Source organism: Variovorax sp. FG153, assembly GCF_057809595.1.
In genome coordinates, this window is sequence record NZ_JBMDKG010000023.1 from 105,649 (window position 1) to 123,462 (window position 17,814).

Below are 17,814 nucleotides of genomic sequence, written 5' to 3' on the forward strand. Positions count from 1 at the left end.
CTTCACTCCCCCAAATCCGTTCCTTCGGCTACGCCGCATCGGATGAACCGCATGACCTTGCGCGCAACTCCATCGGCAATTCCGTGACGTCCGTCGAGGTCACGGTGGCCAAAGTAGATGACTCCGGCCTCGTCGACATCGCGGAGCGAAGTCATGGGCCTGTTCATGACACTGGGCTGCGCCTTGAAGTAATCCATCAAGCTGCGCTGCTCGCCCAGCGCATCCCGGGCCCAGTTCGTCAGAAGCGTCTCCACCCGCTCGCGGATGAGATCCTGGTAGTGCTGCTTGCCGCCGGGCGCGAAATTTCCGTCTAAACCGATGGCCTTCTCGACGAACTCACATATGCCCTTGAGGAGCGGACCCTTGGTCGCCGGGTTCTTGTAGATGTCGACGATGAACGGAATCCAGGATAGGTCTCGTACGGTGTACTTCTTGTCCGGGTCGAGCTTGTAGAGCTCCAAGATATAGCGCACGCCGGCGAGGTAGGCTTGAATGAAGCTCGGCAACACGCGCTCAATAGCCCGTCCGGCCCAGCGGTCGATGGCCGCAGGCGAAACCATTCGCTCTAGGAAGCGATGATAGCTGTCGAAGACTTCGACGATGTAGCGGTCGCGGCGGCGTTGAGGTGTGGGGATTAGCACTACGAAGCCCACGTGCGTGCGGCCCACGCGTGAGGAGGCTTGTATATATTCCGCAACGTCAGAGGGCATACCGGCAAAAAACATTGAGTTGAACTCTTCGACGTCCACGCCGTGCGAAACAGCCGACGTGGCGATGACGGAGCGAAGCGCATCGGCGAGCTCGGGCAATGGCTCCCCGGGCTTGGGTCGTGCCTGAGCCTCTTGGACCGTCGCCTGGATTTCGCCTTGGGAGACTGAGCCCGTGATGAGCGCTGTGCGCAGGTCCGCGATGGGGAGCCTTCGCTCCGCGTGGCGCTTTCGCGTCTCCTCGAACTCGGCTGCCATGATCTGGTCTCCACCTTTTTTGTTGGTGACGTATGTCAGCGCTATTCGGTGCAAGTCGACGATGGTGGCGAGGTCTGACGGCGTTGCACCCCGGAGTGTGTCGCGATAGAGCTCCTCGAGCATCCCGGGTGAGACGCTGTCGACCAGCTTGGCCCGCGCTGCTGCAACCTGAGCTCCGTCGCTCGAGGTAAACGCCAGCAGGAGCTCTGTGATGATGGTGTGGAAATTCGAGAGTACAGCCACGGTCGTAGCCGTGTGGGCGCGGCCGTTGGTCATGAAGCCGACGTAGACGCGGCTCCAGCGGGACCACTCCTCGATGTTCCTCAGTGCGGCGCGTTGCGGTTCATCGTCGGACGGTGCCGTCGGCCCTGCGTAGAAGGACTCGTAGAGGCTTTGCCCCGGATACGGAAACTGCATGGCGGGCACGGGACGCTGGTAGAGGTGTTCGAGCTGCCTGTCGGGATCCGAGACCGTGGCCGAGGCCGCCACTACTTTGGCCCGACGACGCGTGCTGCCATCAGGCTCGTAAGCCACAAGCTCATGGAGCGGATTCGAGATAGACGTCAAGATGGCGTCGAGTGCTGACTCGAATAGGCCCGCGAACGTGCCCAGAGACTCATCGAGCAAGTGAGCCTCGTCTTGGATGAGTAGGCTCGGGAACGGATCGTGGAAGAGATGCGTTCCGTCCGGATAGGCCGGATAGAGCTTCTCGTAGCCCTTGGCCTCCACGTCCCCCTCGAACTCATTGGTCTTGGAGGGCATGACGAGGCGTTTCGTCGCCCGGTCGCGCAGGGGCGCTGCGCCCAGCATTGCGTAGATGCGACGTAGCGTGCCGGGAGACTGGCCGATGAGGGCCAGCTTATCCACGGTGCCCAGCAGCACCGAGGGTGCCAGGTCATAGATATCGACGTCGCAGATGTAGAACGGAAGCGGTTGATAGCCATCAGTGTTCGACTCGCACTTGGCGTTGGAGCACACGTGTGCGAGTGTTCCGCCCTTGTCGGAAAATCGACGCAATACTGTTTCACAACGACAGAACGGGCAACTCGGGAGCTTGTTCCAGGCCGCCTTCTGCAACTCGTAGTTGACTTCCGCAGCCTCGTGGTCGCGCTCGGATTTGATGTCTGGTGCGACATCCTTGATGTCAGGTACGTCGGAGACACCTGGCGCGTAGTGATTGTTCGGCGAGCCGCCGCTACCAACCCAAAAGCCGATGGCGAACGGGTCGCCCTCGATGGCGAAGCGCCTGCGGACCTGTTCGGCCTTGGCCAACGCCAAGGCGCAACGCTGCGCCTGCTGGATGGTCAGCAGACGCAGCGGGTAGCGAATCATCGCGGTCACACCCACATGTTTGTCGCGCAGACGGTCTAGGAAAAGCGAGAGCACCAGCAAGCCGAAGAATGCTTCGGACTTGCCGCCACCGGTGGCGAAGTAGAGCAGCGAGACTGTGTCGTCACGCGTGCGGTCATACTTGTCGCGGAAGCACTTCATGCGGCTTGCCATCGCCGGAACGTGCGCGATGACGAAGGCGAGCTGGAAAAGGCGCCACGAGCCGTCATCGCTCTTGAGTTTGTCGCGCATGAGGTTGGCCATGGCCTCGTTCATGCAAAGCCACGCCTCGTAGACTACCGCTCGGTCGTCGGATTGAGTCCCTCGCTTGGCGGTCTTGTCCCAGGATGCCTTGGACTCCTGCAAGATTGCTAGGCCTGCCTTTACTGCCGCGATCTCCTTCTCCCAGCCCTGCTTGTCCTGTGCGAAGCCCTCTTCCTCGCGCTCGAGACCAACCAAATCACCGGGCTCTAGACCCGCTGTCAGGTCTACCGTCTTGTCAAGTTCTCTGAACCACCCATCCAGCGCTTCTCCCAGCGGCGACACCGCATCTAGTCCCTCGGGCGTGGCGAGGACGCGCATGGAGGGGTTGATGCCTGCATAACTCTTGGGTGTGATGCGCGGCTGCGTGTAGCGGGGCGCCCATGTGGTGCGCAGCCTTAGTGCGATTGGGTCGGACGAGTGCTGCGGCTGCACGCCACCGTTGAAGCCCATCGCCGAGTAGTCAAGGTAGCGGTTGTAGCGGTAGGACGCCTGCACACGTCCCAGTCGCAACGGAGCGTGAAGCACTCGCGGCATGGAGACTTCCAGATGCACCTGGAAGATACTCTGGTCAGTGAGGTCACCGCCTCGGCGCGCCTCTTTCGAGACATTTTCGAGGCTGATGTGCAGGTTGGAGCGCGTCGGTTGCCTCCAATCGGCGGACAGCTTTACTTGCCAAGAAACGACGATCTCAGGCAGCGCTAGTTCCCGGGTCGGATCAGCTCGCAGTTCTTCGAGGAACTTAGGCCAGTCACGATACTGCGAGGGTCGAACGACAACGCCCTTACGGATGCACCATAACTTACCTTCGGCTGAGTCGGCCCACTGACGTACAGCAAGCTGAATGGCGGCGGTCAAGTCGCCAGATGCCTTCTGGACGTTCGCCGCGAGTTCCGTTTCCGACATCGCCGGATCGATCACCAAGGCTGAGAGATGGGCTTGGTCGACGGGTATGCGCAGCCACTTGTGCGGCAAATCCATCGGTTTGAAGAGCTCGTCGTGAATCTCGGGAAGAGCCCCACCCGTCGCAACAACGCCTTCTCCGGACTCTTGGCCGGGCTCGCTTGAGCCATCCCCCTCTACTGAGAACAGCGTCGTTATGTTGGCCGGAAGCTTCAGGCGCTCGAGCACCTCGCGCCGCACAGCCTGCTCAATCTCGCGCCACTGGGGATGGTCAATGCGGCGCTTGTAGGACTTGCCCGCTGACTCGACCTTCCAGCGCTCACTCAACGCTTCCTTGGTCTGCGTCTGCAGCAGCTTTCGGACCTCATCGCTTAGGCGAAAGCGCGGCGCACAGTCCGACCGCTTCATGTCGTCAGGTGTGGGTAGTACGCGGACGTATACCTGCAGCCGCGGCTCAACCGTGACGACCCCTTGCACGCCGCGATGGATCTGGCAGTCCAGCCCATGCGCAGTGATCCGAATGGGCTGCGTCACCTCGTCGCCCGTGCCTTCCGCGCGCAGGGGCGGCAGCAGGAAGGCTGCGGCCAGGATAGAGCGCGGCCGCGAGCCAAAGAGCACCTGGCCTTCCGGTCCATGCCCGCTGATGCGCGAGAACGTTAGGTTCAGCAAGGAGTCGACCGTGGCCTCCTTGAGCGTGCTCGAAATTTTGGCAGGGTCGACGCGAACGACTGCACTACTCATCTTTCACTTCCCCCTGGGGTTTGCGGATGGCTTCAACGGTGTGAATGTTTTCCTTGGCGCGCTCGAAGAGCATTTTCACAACGTCGGGTCTGAGACGGCGGTGCACCACGGTGGACTCCGGCTCGAGCAGCATCTCGGCATAGACATCCGAGACGCGACGGCCGTCTGCCCGGCGCACGCCTCGCAGTGGCTGGATGACGGCCTTCCAGAAGTAGACAGCGTGAATGTCGTGCATCCCAAGTGTCTTGGCAAACGCCTTGAAGTGGGCCTCAGTGCGAGGGGCTCCGGGCTTGGCGTCGTCGAACGACTGACCGGCATATCGATCTGCGTCGAGCCAGGCGCGAACCGTGCCCTCAGCTGGTGGCGCGCCCTTGAGCCCCAGCGCGTGGGTGATGGCTTCGTGCAGCTGTGCCGCTTTCAGGCTCAGCGTCGCGCCGGGAAGCTGGGTGGCCAGATCACTCACCGTGCGGTGATAGCGTCGGAGGTCTTCTTCGAATCGCCGGTCGTGGCTGATAGGGACTCCCGCCTCCTTGAGGGCAGCCTCGGTGAGCTCTCGGAGCTCCAGCGACATGACGAAGAGCCGGTCTCCCTCTTGAAGTTCGGAGACATCCACGCCCTTGAAACCGCGCGTCGAGGCGTGTGCAAGCCCAGGATCGTAGAGGTAGGCCCGCGCGGCGGGACTGCGCTTGACGGAGGCGCCGCTGTCGAGTACCAGTTCCCAGGCGTTGGGGTCGTGCTCCTCGTGTTTATTGACTTTCGACGACAGCCCCTGCTCGAACGAGAAGGTTGGCAGGACGAAGTCGCCGCGCCTGAACAGGGTGTATTCGTCGATGTCGGGGAACTCGGGCAGCTGCTGCCAAAGCACCTCGAGTCGACTACTCAGGCTCGCAAAACCGGGCAGCGCACGGATGGCCTTGATGGTGGCCGTGAGGTATGCGGCGTTTCGGCGCGTCAGGAGCACGTAGGCCGGCGACGAAATGCGCGGCTCGAGGACGAGCATGCGCAGAGATACCTCATCGAGACCCACGAAGATCAGGGTCTCCTTGCGCGGGCCTTCGGTCTCGGATTCGAGACCGCGCGAGACCACCAAGCGAACGCTGTCGCGCAAAACTTCAAAGCCCGCCCCCTCCGGATAGCCGTCGTAGGTCTCGAAATAGCGCTCAGCCAGGCGACGAGCGGTGGGTTTGGTGAAGATAAGGCAGCACTTCTCGGTGCCTCGGGTTCGCTGCTCGATGAGATCGGCGAGCATGCGTGCCAGCGGAGTGCCATTCTCGTAGTTACGCCACATCTCGTCGCCTTTAGCGATGACGCGCTCCAGGCGCGTGCGCGCCCCGAAGGTAGGGTCGTTGCGGATGACCTCGAGCTTGGACTTATAGACAGGCCAGGCGTAGTTCTGCCGAACAGCCATCGGCACGTCAGCTTCGCTGAGCCAGTTCACCAGCACGCGAGTGCTTGAAGGCAAGGCAGCTAGGCGTGTCAGGTAGCCGGCAGCCTCGTCCATCGCCTCGGCCCATGCCGGATTGGTGATGTCGCGCCGAACGCGCGTCAGCATCTCGATGACGCCGGCGGCTTCCGTGTCGACTACGTTGACGACAATCTCTCTGGTCTCTGGCCTCAGCGGCTCGGCTCGTGACACCGGCATCAGACTGTCGCCATTGACCGTGCAGATGGCTCCGCGCACCGTCAGGCCCGAGCCCAGCAGCCACGCTGCCGCAGGACTGTTCTTCTTCGCGCGCTTTGCGAGCTCTTGCAGGAACTGAGTGCGTACATGCGGCTCGTCGATAACCAGGACCACGGGCGGAATGCGCTCCCGCCAAACCTCCCAAGCGCAATCGAGGAACCTGACGAGGTTTGTCTTCCAAGGCGAGTTGTCTCTGCGCAAGGCTCGAGTTGCGTCAAGAAGAAGGACATCGGGCTGGCGACCGTTGCGCAGACTCTTGAGGCACTGCCGAATGTCCACTTCTGAAACCTTCCAGCTGACTGCAAGAAGTGCGTCTGGGGCGTTGTCGATCTCGCCAAGTACGCGTAGCGAGAGGTTGCTGAGTGCGCGGCGATGGTCGACGTCCGTGATGCGGGCCTTTACGTAACGCAGCAGATCGCCGTCACAGGCCTTCCACGAATGGAAGTCCTTGTCGGCAAAGAAGTGCGGAAGCAGCTCGGCCAGCGTCGGGTGGATGTCACCTGAGGCGTCTGCCCGGACGCTGCTGAGGGCAAGCCAGAAAGGATCCTTCTCCGGCAGCGAAACCGTCACAGCCGGGTTCGGCTTGACCTCAACAAGACGCTGTGCAAGCCTGATGAGTGCTGTGCGGTCAATGTGGGCATGGTTGAGTGCTTGCAAGAAGTTGGCCTTAGCTGGATAGACCAAGGTCCGGATGCCTTGTTTGTCGCCTTGATGCCAACGCGCAGCGCAGGCGACAGCGTGCACCATACCCAGCGAGCGCAGGGAGCCCGGCCACAGCAGCACGAGCCCAGAGAACTTGGTTTGCGCTGCATGCAAGAGCTGAGACGCGAGCGCCTCAACGGATGACGCGGTCTTCAGCGATGTCGTCGCGTCATCGGCCCAGAGCGGCAGCCCCATCGCTGCGGGTGGTGCCTCGCGAAGGGCCTGGCGAGTTGCTCCGGGCGCAATCGGCAAATCGCCGGGCGGGCTCGAGGACGGAAGCCCCGTCGCACCGTTACCGGATGTGGCCGGCTTGCCAGACTGGCCGTTCTTTGCCTCCGCCGCAGGCGCGCGCATCCAGGGCAACTTGGCTGCGAGCGCCTTCTTTTGCTCGACTGCAAGTTGATGCTTCTCGACTCTGTCGTCTGGAAGCTGCTTCCGTCCTTTGTCTGGCCTGTACATCGGGCGTTGCTGATGACGTGAGTCTGAGGCGGTAAAGATATGCAGCGCGCTGAGGGGTGGGTCAGCTCGCTGCGCGGTAGGCGGCTCGGACCGCCTCATCTAGGCTGGCCGTGCGCGTCCTCAAGCGCTTGATTTGGACGGGGTCGGGGAGCAAGAGCTCGCCGAGCTCCGAGATTGCGACGTTGCTGGCCCCCGAAATCGCACGAAAGACGCGGTCGACCGGCTGCGTGTTCAGGATAGCGGCTAGCTTCTCGGGGAGTATCGCGTCCTTGCTCATCTGCTCGAGCACGATCACGTGGTTCTCGCAGACATACCCTCCAAACTGGGCCACCCACGCTTCAGGCACCGCCGCTGCTACCAGTCGGCGCTTCTGGTCGCTCGATGTCAGGCGCTGCATCAGCACGGCGGGCTTGGTGATGACCCCGTGGTCGGTCAACGAGCCGATCTGGACAAAGCGCCGGTTGCGACTGAAACGGGACTCGCGCCCGTGGTCAAAGCGACCATCTGGCGCGATGTCGGTCGCCCAGACCAAAGGGATGACCAGTCGACCGGCTTTGAGAACTGGCTGTTGGGCGAACCGCAGGCGCTTGTCTCGGTAGGCAACGAGGTGGCCGATGCGCGCTACATAGCCATAGTCTGACAGGGTAAATCCGGCGGATTCGGCTGAGCGTAGTAAGCCCGCATCACTCGCCGCTCGCGGGATCGGCCAGGGGCGCCCAGAGTTAGGCAACAGGAACTCGCCAACATCCTCAAACTCGCTATCGGGTTTGAGTACGCTGACACGAGTCTTCGAGTTGACGATCTTGCTGCGTGCACGAGTACGCAACACCGTAATCGCCGTCTCCTGCTCCACGTCGATGAACATGGCGTTCCGATCACTGAGCATGTCCACATGCAGCGTGTCGCCATGGGTCAGGAGCTTTGTGCGCAGCTTGGAGAAGGATCGGCCGGAGAGGAAGCTTGTCGGAGTGAGCAGTCCGACGAGACCACCTTGCTTAGCAAGCTGCAGTGTCCTGTTAATGAAGAAACCATAGATGTTGGGCTGCCCCTCGACTACGTCGCCATGCGCCTTGCGGTACCGGTCAACCTCAATGGCCTTGAGTTTTCGATAGGGAGGATTGCAAGCCAGAACATCGGGCTGCAATGCCTCGATGGCCGATGAGGTGAGGCCGTCTCCCCTGAACAGGCGCAGCGAAAGGTCTCTACCAGCGGTTGCCAACAGTTCCGAAAGCGCCATCCGCAGGAACTCCCGCGAGATATCAAGCAGTACGGAGTCCAGGTCGTTGCCGCTGAGGTGACGCTCGATGTGGTCGAGCTGCTGACTTGGAGGCAAGCCCGCCGTTGCCAGTGCTGCAGCCATGCGCTGGGCAATCGGAACGAGGAAAGCGGCCCCGCCACACGCCGGGTCGTGCCAATGCTGTTTCGTGAGCGACGCATCGTGTTCCAGCAGCTTGTCAATCACCCGGTCTGCCAGGCGAGGCGGGGTGAAGTAAAGCGCCCGCTCAGTTCGGAGCTTGTCGCCTACCAATATGGCGTACGCAGTCGCCAGCCAGTAGGCCGCCTCGTTGAAAGGCTCTTCGGCCAGCCATGCGGCGAAGTCCTGAACGGATTCTTCAATTAGGAAGCTGCCGCTCCCGTACGGAGCGCGCTCTGCGACTAGGCGGGGGTAGGAGGCCTTCTGCCAGAGGTACAGCAAACCCCTAACGAGTCGCTCTACGCCGTCCGGGCTGCCGTCGACGAGTGGCGCCAGGGCCTTGACGCGCCGATAGAACTTAAGGCGTGGGGCGGGGATGAGCATTGCGGACAGGCGTTACGCGGACACATCTGCGGTGTGACGACCGTGTTCATTGCCTGCGTCCGACGCGCCCCTCGTCAGCTCATCAGCTACCTGTCCTGCCTTTGCCATCGTCCTCATCCCAGCGTTTATTGTTCCTGTCGGTTTGTAACAGTATCGAGTTCGCGAGATCAATAGGGTTCAGCATGGACGAAGTGGTTCATCTAGCGCGTTTCTGCCGGAAGCGGCAGCAGAAGATCGGCGATGACTTCAACGCGGGCGCTGGCGGCCCACACTGGTGCCGATTCGGTCGGCAGCTTAGAGGCGGCGAGACCAGGCCTGCGGACGTCTCTTCAAGCTCGAGAGCGGGTCCACCCTTGGGGGGGCGCGTCCACCGCGAGGCGGGGGGCTACGACGGCTTCCGGCCTTAGACGGTGGCTCTAGCTATCAGGTGCGGCTGGTCCCACATGCAAGAAGGTGAATGGAAGTTCCTCACAACCACCATTGTCGATAGCTGAGAACGGTCGGACCATGCGTTGGCCGGGCAAATGAAAGTTTGGCCCGAAGCGGGCGAATGGCTCGCTATCCGACCGTCTGTTTCAGACAAGTCATTCCGCGTCGCGATCCTGATTGGCGGCGGACGCGAGCATCGATCATTGAGCAACGTTGGCTTCACCGGCAGCCGAGCCATAGGCACCGGTCACTCAGCCAGGCCGCGACCGACTTGTGACAAGTGGTTTGTCCGACATCTGCCCGTGTAGTTTCCGGCGCTCACATCGCGCGCCGGTGGGCATGACCCAGAGCTTCGCAGATCCTCCCTAGACAGCACGGTACAAGTCCGATACCTGCATGCAAGCTTAGTCTCGATGCACTCTTTGCCAGATCCGCTTTCGGTCATTTCCAGCATAAGTTCGAGGTTCTGCGCGTACAGATGGCTATGATTCCTGCAGCGGTACGGACCTAAAGACCCGGGACATGGGCGTCAGGCGGCCGTGCTTGATCGGAGGTAAGAGAGAGAGGGGCATGTGGCAAAACATACGGACAAATACGCTGCCGGCGAGCAGGGGCTGGGCTACGTCTATCAAATTCGGTTTGCGCTCGCGCATCTGATGCAGCAGGATGAGAGCCAAGCGCTGCTTATTGAGGCTGACGATGACGTCGAGCTACGAGACGTTGACGGCAAGAAGACGCTGATATCGCTGAAGCACAAGCAGGTCGGCGAGACCGTTGGCACTTTATCGACTGACTTCTGGAAATCTGTCCGCATATGGCTTGACCGGTACACGCGGGATGGCAATCTCGCCTGCGATCACTCGTACTGTATGGCGACGACGGCGCGCGTCGGTCCGAGCTCGTTGCTCAAATATTTTCTCGACGGTGCTCCTGCTAAGCCAACGAACTTTCTCATGCAACTCGTCGCCGAACTCAAGGGTTCGAAGGCCGCACTTAGCGCGGAGATTGAAGCTACGTTCAGCAAACTGAGTCAGACTCAGCAGAACGACTTCTTGGCTCGCATTGTGATTGCCGACAGTTCGCTGCGAATCAAGGAACTGGATGCGGCTTTCGCTCCCTTGCTGAAGTCGGTAGCCACCAAATATCGTGTCGACGTCCGCGAGCGAATGGAGGGCTGGTGGCTGAGAGAGGCAATCGACCTCATCCAGGGTGACCGCAAACCCATTACTGGTGCCGAGGTCTGGGCGAAGTTCGCTCAGGTGAATAGCGAGTACTACGACGAGCGTTTGCCCATCACCTTCGACGATGCGTATCCCAATGAGGAGATTGACGCGACCAAAGACACCCGGCAGTTCGTAGAGCAGCTACGGGCGATTGGCATGTCCAGCGACAACCTTGAGATGGCCATCCTAGACTTCTATCGTGCGTTCTCCCAGCGCGCGCACTGGACTCGGGTCAACGCCTTGGTCGGTGGCGAGATTAGAAAGTTCGAGCTGCGCTTGGTCGAAGAATGGAAGCGCGCGAGGGGATGGGCCATGGTACACGCGCCACAGAACGAGGCCGAGTTCCAAGCAGCAGGCCGCAAGCTGTATGACTGGGCCGAGAACCAGTCCAAGGGCCTGCAAATCCGCAAAGACGTCTCAGAAGACTTCGTTCGCCGCGGGAGCTTCCATATCCTTGCCGACGAGAAGCCAACACCGCGGGTGCACTGGCACCCGCAGTTCCTTGAGCGCCTCAAGACCACCGCGTCGAAAGCGGTGTCAGCATGAGGGACTGGTCATCTCGCCCTTTTGAAGAGCGCAACCTCTTCAATCCGGCCTTCTGCGCCGTGGTGTTGGCCGCAGCTATTCGCGAGTACGAGCGCGTCACACGAAAGCCAATGCCCTACTCATTAACGCTACTTGTCCTGCCAATGTGCCTGCATCAAGCATCGCGCGAGGAGATTCTGGAGAACAAGCGGTTGTCGGTCCTGCGGGTGTTCGCGCTGCGCCCGGACCTGCTGGTCGACTTCGCTGAGCGAGTCCGTGCACTCGTCCAATACGCCACTGAGGCCTTTGCGCTACTCGCCAGCAAGGACTGTATCAAGGTCTTCGATGACGGTGGCATCAGCCTTGTCCCAAGACGTGTGTCACCCCTGGCGCTCAACACCGAAGACGCCGAGCGGTGCCGCGCTGCAGCAACCGTCCTCGGTCGCGATTTCGCCCAGATCAACGACCGCGTTACGGTCTACACCAGCCTGTCAATTCGCCCATGAAGATTGCTTCGATTCACATCTATAGCCACGATGGCCGTAGGCGCGACCTCATACTGAATCCTAATGGTCTCAACATCATCACTGGCCTGGCATCGACGGGTAAGTCATCCCTTTCGGACATCGTCGAGTACTGCATGGGCGAAGACGTGTGCAAGATTGCGGAGGGATTCATCCGTGAGAAAGTCTCCTGGTTCGCGGTGACCTTCCAGTTCCTAAACGAGCAGGTTTTCGTCGCTAAGCCCAATCCCAAGCCGGGACACGTCCAGTGCTCGCTCGCGATGCTTTTGCGCGGCAGGCAGATTCGCACGCCCGACTTTGGAGCGCTGAAGCACAACGGGGGTGATGAACTCGTCCACGAAGTGCTTTCCTCTCTGCTCGGCATCCCTGAAGCCAAGACGTCTGTTCCTGAGCGCAGCAGCCGGACAGGCTACTCGGTCAACGTCAAGCACACGGCGTTCTACCTGTTCCAGAAGCAGGGCCTGGTGGCCAGCAAAGAATTGTTGTTCTATAGGCAGGCCGAGGAGCATCTGCCTCAGACCATCCGCGACACCTTCGCAGTCCTCTTCGGCATCTCCAACGTGGGCGATATGGAGACGGAGGCCAGTCGACGTGCGGCCCAGCGAGAGCTGAAGATTGCGCAGAAGGAACTGAAGTTGGCACAGGAAACCGAAGACGCGCTGGATACGCGCGGGCTGGGGTTGCTGGCCGAGGCGCGGGCCGTCGGAATCCCGTTCAGCAGCGCGCCTGACGTCGCCAAACCGAGCGTGGATGGCGCCGAGAATGACTTGGTCGCGTCCCTCCGGGAAATCCTCACTTGGCGGCCTGGGCAGGTTCCCCTTCTGGCGGAGAGCGACATGGCCAAGCTCCAGGCGCTTCGCTCGAATCTTCGGACTGAGCGTCGCTTGATTCTGGATCAGATCACATCTACGCAGCGGTATGTCAAAGGTGCGTCGGACTTCCAGACCGAAGCGCAGGAGCAGCGTTCCCGTCTGGAGTCCATCCACGCGCTTCCGCGGGCAGCAAACGGAACATGGCAGTGGCCCTTCCTGAAGGAGGCAGACGCGCGCATGGATGGCATTGCTCAATCGCTCATGGCCGAACTCTCAAGCTTAGACCGCGAGCTCCAGCATGTCGGTGGCGCGCGCCCCCGCCTGGATGAGCACTTGGCCGCTCTTACTGATCGTGCAGGCCAACTGAAGGAGGCCATTCGAGAGGTCGAAATCAACCTCACGGCTGCGGTGCTCGCCGAGGAGAAGGCCGTGGCCCAGGAGGACGTCAATGCGCAGGCGCTAAAGGTCCAAGGCCGTGTCAGTTTCTACCTGGACAGCTTGAATCCGAGCAACACCATCAGCACCTTAAAGCTCAAAGTCGGCCGATTGCAGGTCAAGCTGGACCAGCTCAGTCAGAAAGCGGGCGCGGACGACGATGCAGACGCCCGCATGGACTCGGTCATCACGCATGTTTCCAGCACGATGACCATGCTGGTGAAGGAGTTCAAGGCCTTCTTCTCGGAGTTTCCGTTCCGGCTGGACATGCGCAACCTGACCGTGGTTGTGCAACGACCCGGCAACCCTGTGCCGATGATTCGCACGGGCGGTGGCGCGAACTGGTTGGCGTATCACATTTCCGCTTTGCTAGCCCTCCACCATTACGCTTCGGAAAACCGCATCCCAATTCCTCGCTTCCTGATGCTGGACCAGCCGACGCAGGTGTATTTCCCATCGCAGGCCATCTACGAATCAGTGGCAGGAGATGCAGAGCAGGTTCGGCGCGTAGACGTCGACCTAGTGGCAGCCAAGAAGCTGTTCGAAACGCTTCTGAACTACACCAAGGTGCTCGTCCCTGGCTTCCAGCTCATCGTCACCGAGCATGCGAACTTCGTTGAAGACTGGTTCCAGGATGCGCTGGTTGAGGATCCTTGGATGAACCCGCCCGCACTAGTGCCGCAGGACTGGCCAAGCTGGCGCAGGTAGCGCTTCGGCGCCAGCATTGTTCGGAACCGTCACACGGCCCGATATACGTCGTGAGTGAAGGGCAGCAACTGCGGCAAAGCAGAGAAGGGTGGCCGAATCTGTGCGGAAAGAAGGCGGGGTGGCGATGAGTAATTCATAAGCGCTATTGTCCTGAATTGAAATGTCCATGAAGGACCCGCCGGCCGGCCTGTTTGCATTCCTCTTTACATCGCCTGGGCGTGACGAAGCCCGCGAAGAGCTGACGCGAGATGAGGTCTTTCTGGGGCGCTGCAAGCAGCCGATCCGGAGCGCAAGTCGGCGATGCGAATCTATCGCGGGCCAGGCGAGATTCCCATGGGGGCTTGGAATGGTAGCGAGCTAGATTTGCAGGTCGCAAAATGTGGGCAACCCGCTGTCTTCAACTCCGAGTGGCAGGGCCAAACTCCTGCGTTCGAGCCGATCCGGACTCATCCGATCCGCAGACCGGCGCATTGATTGCGGGAATCTTCCCAAGAATGGCGGAACACATGATCTTCACGATGGACCCAAGGACCGACGAAACGCCTAAGCGAGAGCAGGAGAGCGACTTCGATTTCCTGGAACGTTCTGCGCGCGCGGAGATTGCGCGGGTGAGAGACTTGGTGGCGGTTGCACTTGAGCGATATCCCCGGCACGAGCTTGACGATCTCATAGCTCGCATCCGAGTGCACGACGCCCACGCATTTCGCTCTGCAATGTTTGAGCTATTGCTACACGAGGCACTCTGCCGAGCCGGGTACGCCCTTGAGATTCACCCGGCGTTACCAAACGGCGCAACTACACGGCCTGATTTTCTGGCATCCGACGACACCGGCGCTAGTTTCTATCTAGAGGCTGTCCTTGCTTCGTCGAGGGATGGCACCAGTCCTGCGGCGGAGGCAATCAAGGCAAGAACGATTGACGCGCTCACCCAGTTTCCTCACCAGAACTTCTACATCGAAGTCGATAGCGAAGGCGACCCGACAACACAACCGTCGGCCAGAGCGTTGGCCAACGAAATTCACGCCTGGCTGGACAGTCTAGAGCCCGAGGCGTTGGACGTCATTGTGGGCGAGCAGGGACTTGAGGCAGCCCCCACCCTGGATTGGCAGCACGAGGCTTGGCACCTTACATTGCGCCCCATTCCTGTTCGCCCTGAAAGGCGCGGCGGGCTAAGGATGCTGGTCGGTATGCACGGCGGCGGTGCGGGGATCATCGACAACTGGACGCCACTACGCAATGCGCTGCGGAAGAAAGGTGGCAGGTACGGGGAGCTTGACCGCGCATTGGTCGTTGCGGTGAACTTCAGTGCGTTCAACCTAGATCCTATAGACGAGATGCAAGCGCTGTTCGGCCAAGAGCAGTATGTGGAAGTCGTAGGGCGTCCCGATCTAGGAGTGCGCATGGAGCGTGCTCCTAACGGCGCATGGAACGGGCCTCATGGACCCCAGGGGCGAAGGATCAGCGGTGCATGGTTCTTCAACGATTTGAATCCGTACTCCATTGCGATGCGGTGGGGCAGTCTGTACCTCAACCCTCATGCGCTTTTCGCGGTCCCCGACTCGCTGCTGAGATTTGCCAATGCGAGAGCCGTCGACGGCAGAATGGTCCGGGCGGATGGCATCTCGTTCGCGAACCTCTTCGGCCTCAGCCAAGGGTGGCCAGAAGAAGGCTAAGGTGACCACGACGCCACCTCGTAGTGCGCCCGCGAGTTCAAACCGAGGAAGCCGTCAGCACCGCGGGCGACCGAAATCGCCTTCAGGGCGTGCGTATGCTTGATGTCGATGCCCTGCGGTGCGAGCGCGTCGCGCAACTGCTTGGCGGTGCGCGTCAGATTGACCGGCAGCGTGCTGCAAATACCTCGGGCGTCGGTCTCGGTCAGGATGTGCTGCTGTGCAGCGAGGATTGCGATGAGTGCGCAGGACTGGCCAGCGACAATTATTTTGAGCGCTCGACGACAACTATCGTGAGCGGTTGACGCACGCAGTCCGGGGTGCGTTTGCGGTCGGGTTCTACAGTGGATTGCCTCTTCAGGAGGCAGCCACAGTGCCCGGCAATCGCATATCGGATCTTCAAGTGACCAAGTACAAGCAATTGCGCGGCAAGCACACCCAGGAGGTTGCAGCAGCCAAGGCCGGCATCAGCGTGGCCAGCGCGCGGAGGATCGAATCCGCGGTGCTGTTGCCATCCCAGAGGCCGCCGCGCAATTGGCGCACGCGTGCTGACCCGCTGCAGGATGTATGGCAGTCGGAGGTGGTGCCGATGCTCGAGTCGGCACCTAGCCTGATGGCCGTCACGGTGCTGGAGGAATTGCAGCTTCGTTACCCGCAGCGCTTCGATGGTGCGGTGCTGCGCACGCTGCAGCGACGGGTGCGCCAGTGGCGTGCCGAACACGGTGGAGATCGTGAGATCTTCTTTGCCCAGGTACACCCGCCGGGCCGACTTGGCCTGTCGGACTTCACGGTATGCGATAGCCTGGGCGTCACCATTGCCGGAGTTGTCTTGCCGCATCGGCTGTACCAGTTCGCCTTCGCCCACAGTGGCTGGCGCCACGCCCGCATCGTGCTCGGCGGCGAGAGCTTCCAGGCGCTGTCCAGCGGTCTGCAGGAGGCGTTGTGGATGGCTGGCGGCGGGCCTGAAGAGCATCGCACCGACAGCTTGTCGGCGGCCTTCAACAATCTGGCCGAACAGCAGGAACTCACGGCCCGCTACCGCGAGCTGTGCGAGCACTACGGGCTGCGCGGCAGCCGCAACAACCCCGGCGAGAGCCATGAGAACGGCGCCATCGAATCGCGTCAGGGCAGCCTGAAGGTCGCGCTCGAGCAGGCCTTGCTGCTGCGTGGCACGAGGGAGTTCGCTGACATGGAGGCGTACGGTCAGTTCGTCGCCGAGACGGTGCGCAGGTTGAACGCACGCTGTGCACGAGCTTGGGAGGTCGAGCGCGCGAGCCTACGGCCGTTGCCGGTGCGACGCACCGTCGACTTCGAGGAGGTCGACGCGTGCGTCAGCAAGTACGGCGTCTTCACCGCCAAGGGCGTGACCTACAGCGTCCCCTCACGCCTGATCGGCCATCGGCTGAAGGTTTGGCTGCACAGCGCACACATCGAAGCCTGGCTGGGCGGCGTGAAGGTGTTCGAGTGCGAGCGACTTCGCGGCAGCGTCCAGGACCGGCATCCCAAGCGGATCGACTGGCGACACATGATGCCCTCGCTTCGACGCAAGCCGGGCGCCTTCGCACGGTGGGTGATGCGAGACGCCATGTTCCCGCGCAGCGAATATGCCCAGGCCTGGCAACGCATCAGCCAACGGTTGAGCGAGCGCGAGGCCTGCCGGTTGATGGTGAACCTGCTGGATCTGGCCGACCGGGCCAACGTCGTGGTTGAGCTCGCCCGCGTGCTCGCGGCATTGGGTGAGCGCGATGAACTGCCCGACATCGACGTATTGCGGGCACAGTTCGCGCCGCGCCCAACGTTGATGCCGGTGGTCGAGGTGATGCTGCCGCCAGCAGCGGTGTATGACGAACTGCTGGAAGCCGCATGGATACGACGGCCACCACGCGCACCGCGGCCGATGCCGCGCGGCTGCCTCTGATGCTGGGGGAGTTGAGGCTTCCCACGATGAAGCGGCTGTGGGCCGATCTGGCCGAGCAGTCCAACCGTGAAGGGTGGACGGCCGAGCGCTTCCTCGGCACCCTGCTCGAGCAGGAGGTGAACGAGCGCGAGACGCGCCGGCTTGCACGAGCCCGGGTCGACAGCCATCTGCCGCCAGACAAGAGCCTGGCGAGCTTCGACTTCGACGCCGTCGCGACGATCTCCAAGGCGCACATCACCGCGTTGGCCGAGGCCGACGGGTGGATCGCACAGGGGCACAACCTGCTCGCCTTCGGGCCGCCAGGCGTAGGCAAGACGCACCTGATTGCCGGCATCGGCCACGCGCTGATCGATCAAGGCTACAAGGTGCTCTTCGTGCGCACGAGCGAGCTCGTGCAGCGGCTGCAAGCTGCGCGCCGCGATCTTCGTCTACCGGCCGAGTTGGCCAAGCTCGACCGCTTCGATCTGCTCGTGTTGGACGACCTTAGCTATGCCAGGAAAGACCAGGCCGAGACCTCGGTGTTGTTCGAGCTGATTGCCGAGCGCTACGAGCGCAAGAGCATCGCCATCACGGCCAACGCACCGTTCTCGGCGTGGGACGAGGTGTTCCCGGACAAGGCCATGACGGTGGCGGCCGTGGATCGGCTGGTGCACCACTCGACGATCCTGGAGATGAACGTGGACAGCTACCGCCGCCGCGGGGGGGGGGGGGGGGGGGGGGGGGGGGGGGGG

General features: G+C 61.6%; 10 protein-coding genes. 7 read left to right on the top strand and 3 right to left on the bottom strand.

The features are described from left to right. Positions 1-2: 2 nt before the first annotated feature. From ACODT0_RS23720 to ACODT0_RS23730, 3 genes are all read right to left on the bottom strand, one after another. A complete protein-coding gene (locus tag ACODT0_RS23720) occupies positions 3-4,199 on the bottom strand; it encodes a helicase-related protein (protein WP_489042436.1) in 4,197 nt (1,398 codons plus the stop codon). Then, positions 4,192-7,041, bottom strand: coding sequence for a hypothetical protein (locus ACODT0_RS23725; protein ID WP_489042437.1), 2,850 nt, complete (start codon positions 7,039-7,041; stop codon positions 4,192-4,194). Before ACODT0_RS23725 ends, ACODT0_RS23720 begins: the two co-directional genes overlap by 8 nt. Positions 7,042-7,102: 61 nt before the next feature. Then, entirely contained in the window at positions 7,103-8,839 is a 1,737-nt protein-coding gene (locus ACODT0_RS23730) for an Eco57I restriction-modification methylase domain-containing protein (protein WP_489042438.1), read from the bottom strand. Positions 8,840-9,840: 1,001 nt separating this feature from the next. On the opposite strand from ACODT0_RS23730, the gene ACODT0_RS23735 reads away from it, so the two are divergent. The 7 genes from ACODT0_RS23735 to istB all read left to right on the top strand — a co-directional run. Next, positions 9,841-11,037 (top strand): ABC-three component system protein, encoded by a 1,197-nt coding sequence (locus tag ACODT0_RS23735; protein WP_489042439.1) that lies wholly within the window; start codon positions 9,841-9,843, stop codon positions 11,035-11,037. Further along, the gene (locus ACODT0_RS23740; protein WP_489042440.1) at positions 11,034-11,522 is read left to right on the top strand and encodes a three component ABC system middle component; all 489 of its coding nucleotides are present in this window, start codon (positions 11,034-11,036) and stop codon (positions 11,520-11,522) included. Before ACODT0_RS23735 ends, ACODT0_RS23740 begins: the two co-directional genes overlap by 4 nt. Then, positions 11,519-13,495 (top strand): DUF3732 domain-containing protein, encoded by a 1,977-nt coding sequence (locus tag ACODT0_RS23745; RefSeq protein WP_489042441.1) that lies wholly within the window; start codon positions 11,519-11,521, stop codon positions 13,493-13,495. Before ACODT0_RS23740 ends, ACODT0_RS23745 begins: the two co-directional genes overlap by 4 nt. A 506-nt stretch (positions 13,496-14,001) precedes the next feature. Then, positions 14,002-15,168 carry a hypothetical protein gene (locus ACODT0_RS23750; protein WP_489042442.1) on the top strand — a complete coding sequence of 389 codons (1,167 nt, stop codon included), beginning with the start codon at positions 14,002-14,004 and terminating at the stop codon, positions 15,166-15,168. 95 nt (positions 15,169-15,263) lie between these two features. Continuing rightward, the gene (locus tag ACODT0_RS23755) at positions 15,264-15,470 is read left to right on the top strand and encodes a hypothetical protein (RefSeq protein WP_489042443.1); all 207 of its coding nucleotides are present in this window, start codon (positions 15,264-15,266) and stop codon (positions 15,468-15,470) included. Between the two features lie 68 nt (positions 15,471-15,538). After that, entirely contained in the window at positions 15,539-17,083 is a 1,545-nt protein-coding gene (gene istA, locus ACODT0_RS23760) for an IS21 family transposase (protein WP_489042444.1), read from the top strand. Further along, positions 17,029-17,814 (top strand): IS21-like element helper ATPase IstB (istB, locus tag ACODT0_RS23765; protein WP_489042445.1); only part of this gene is annotated, 786 nt, incomplete at its 3' end. The genes istA and istB, both read left to right, overlap by 55 nt.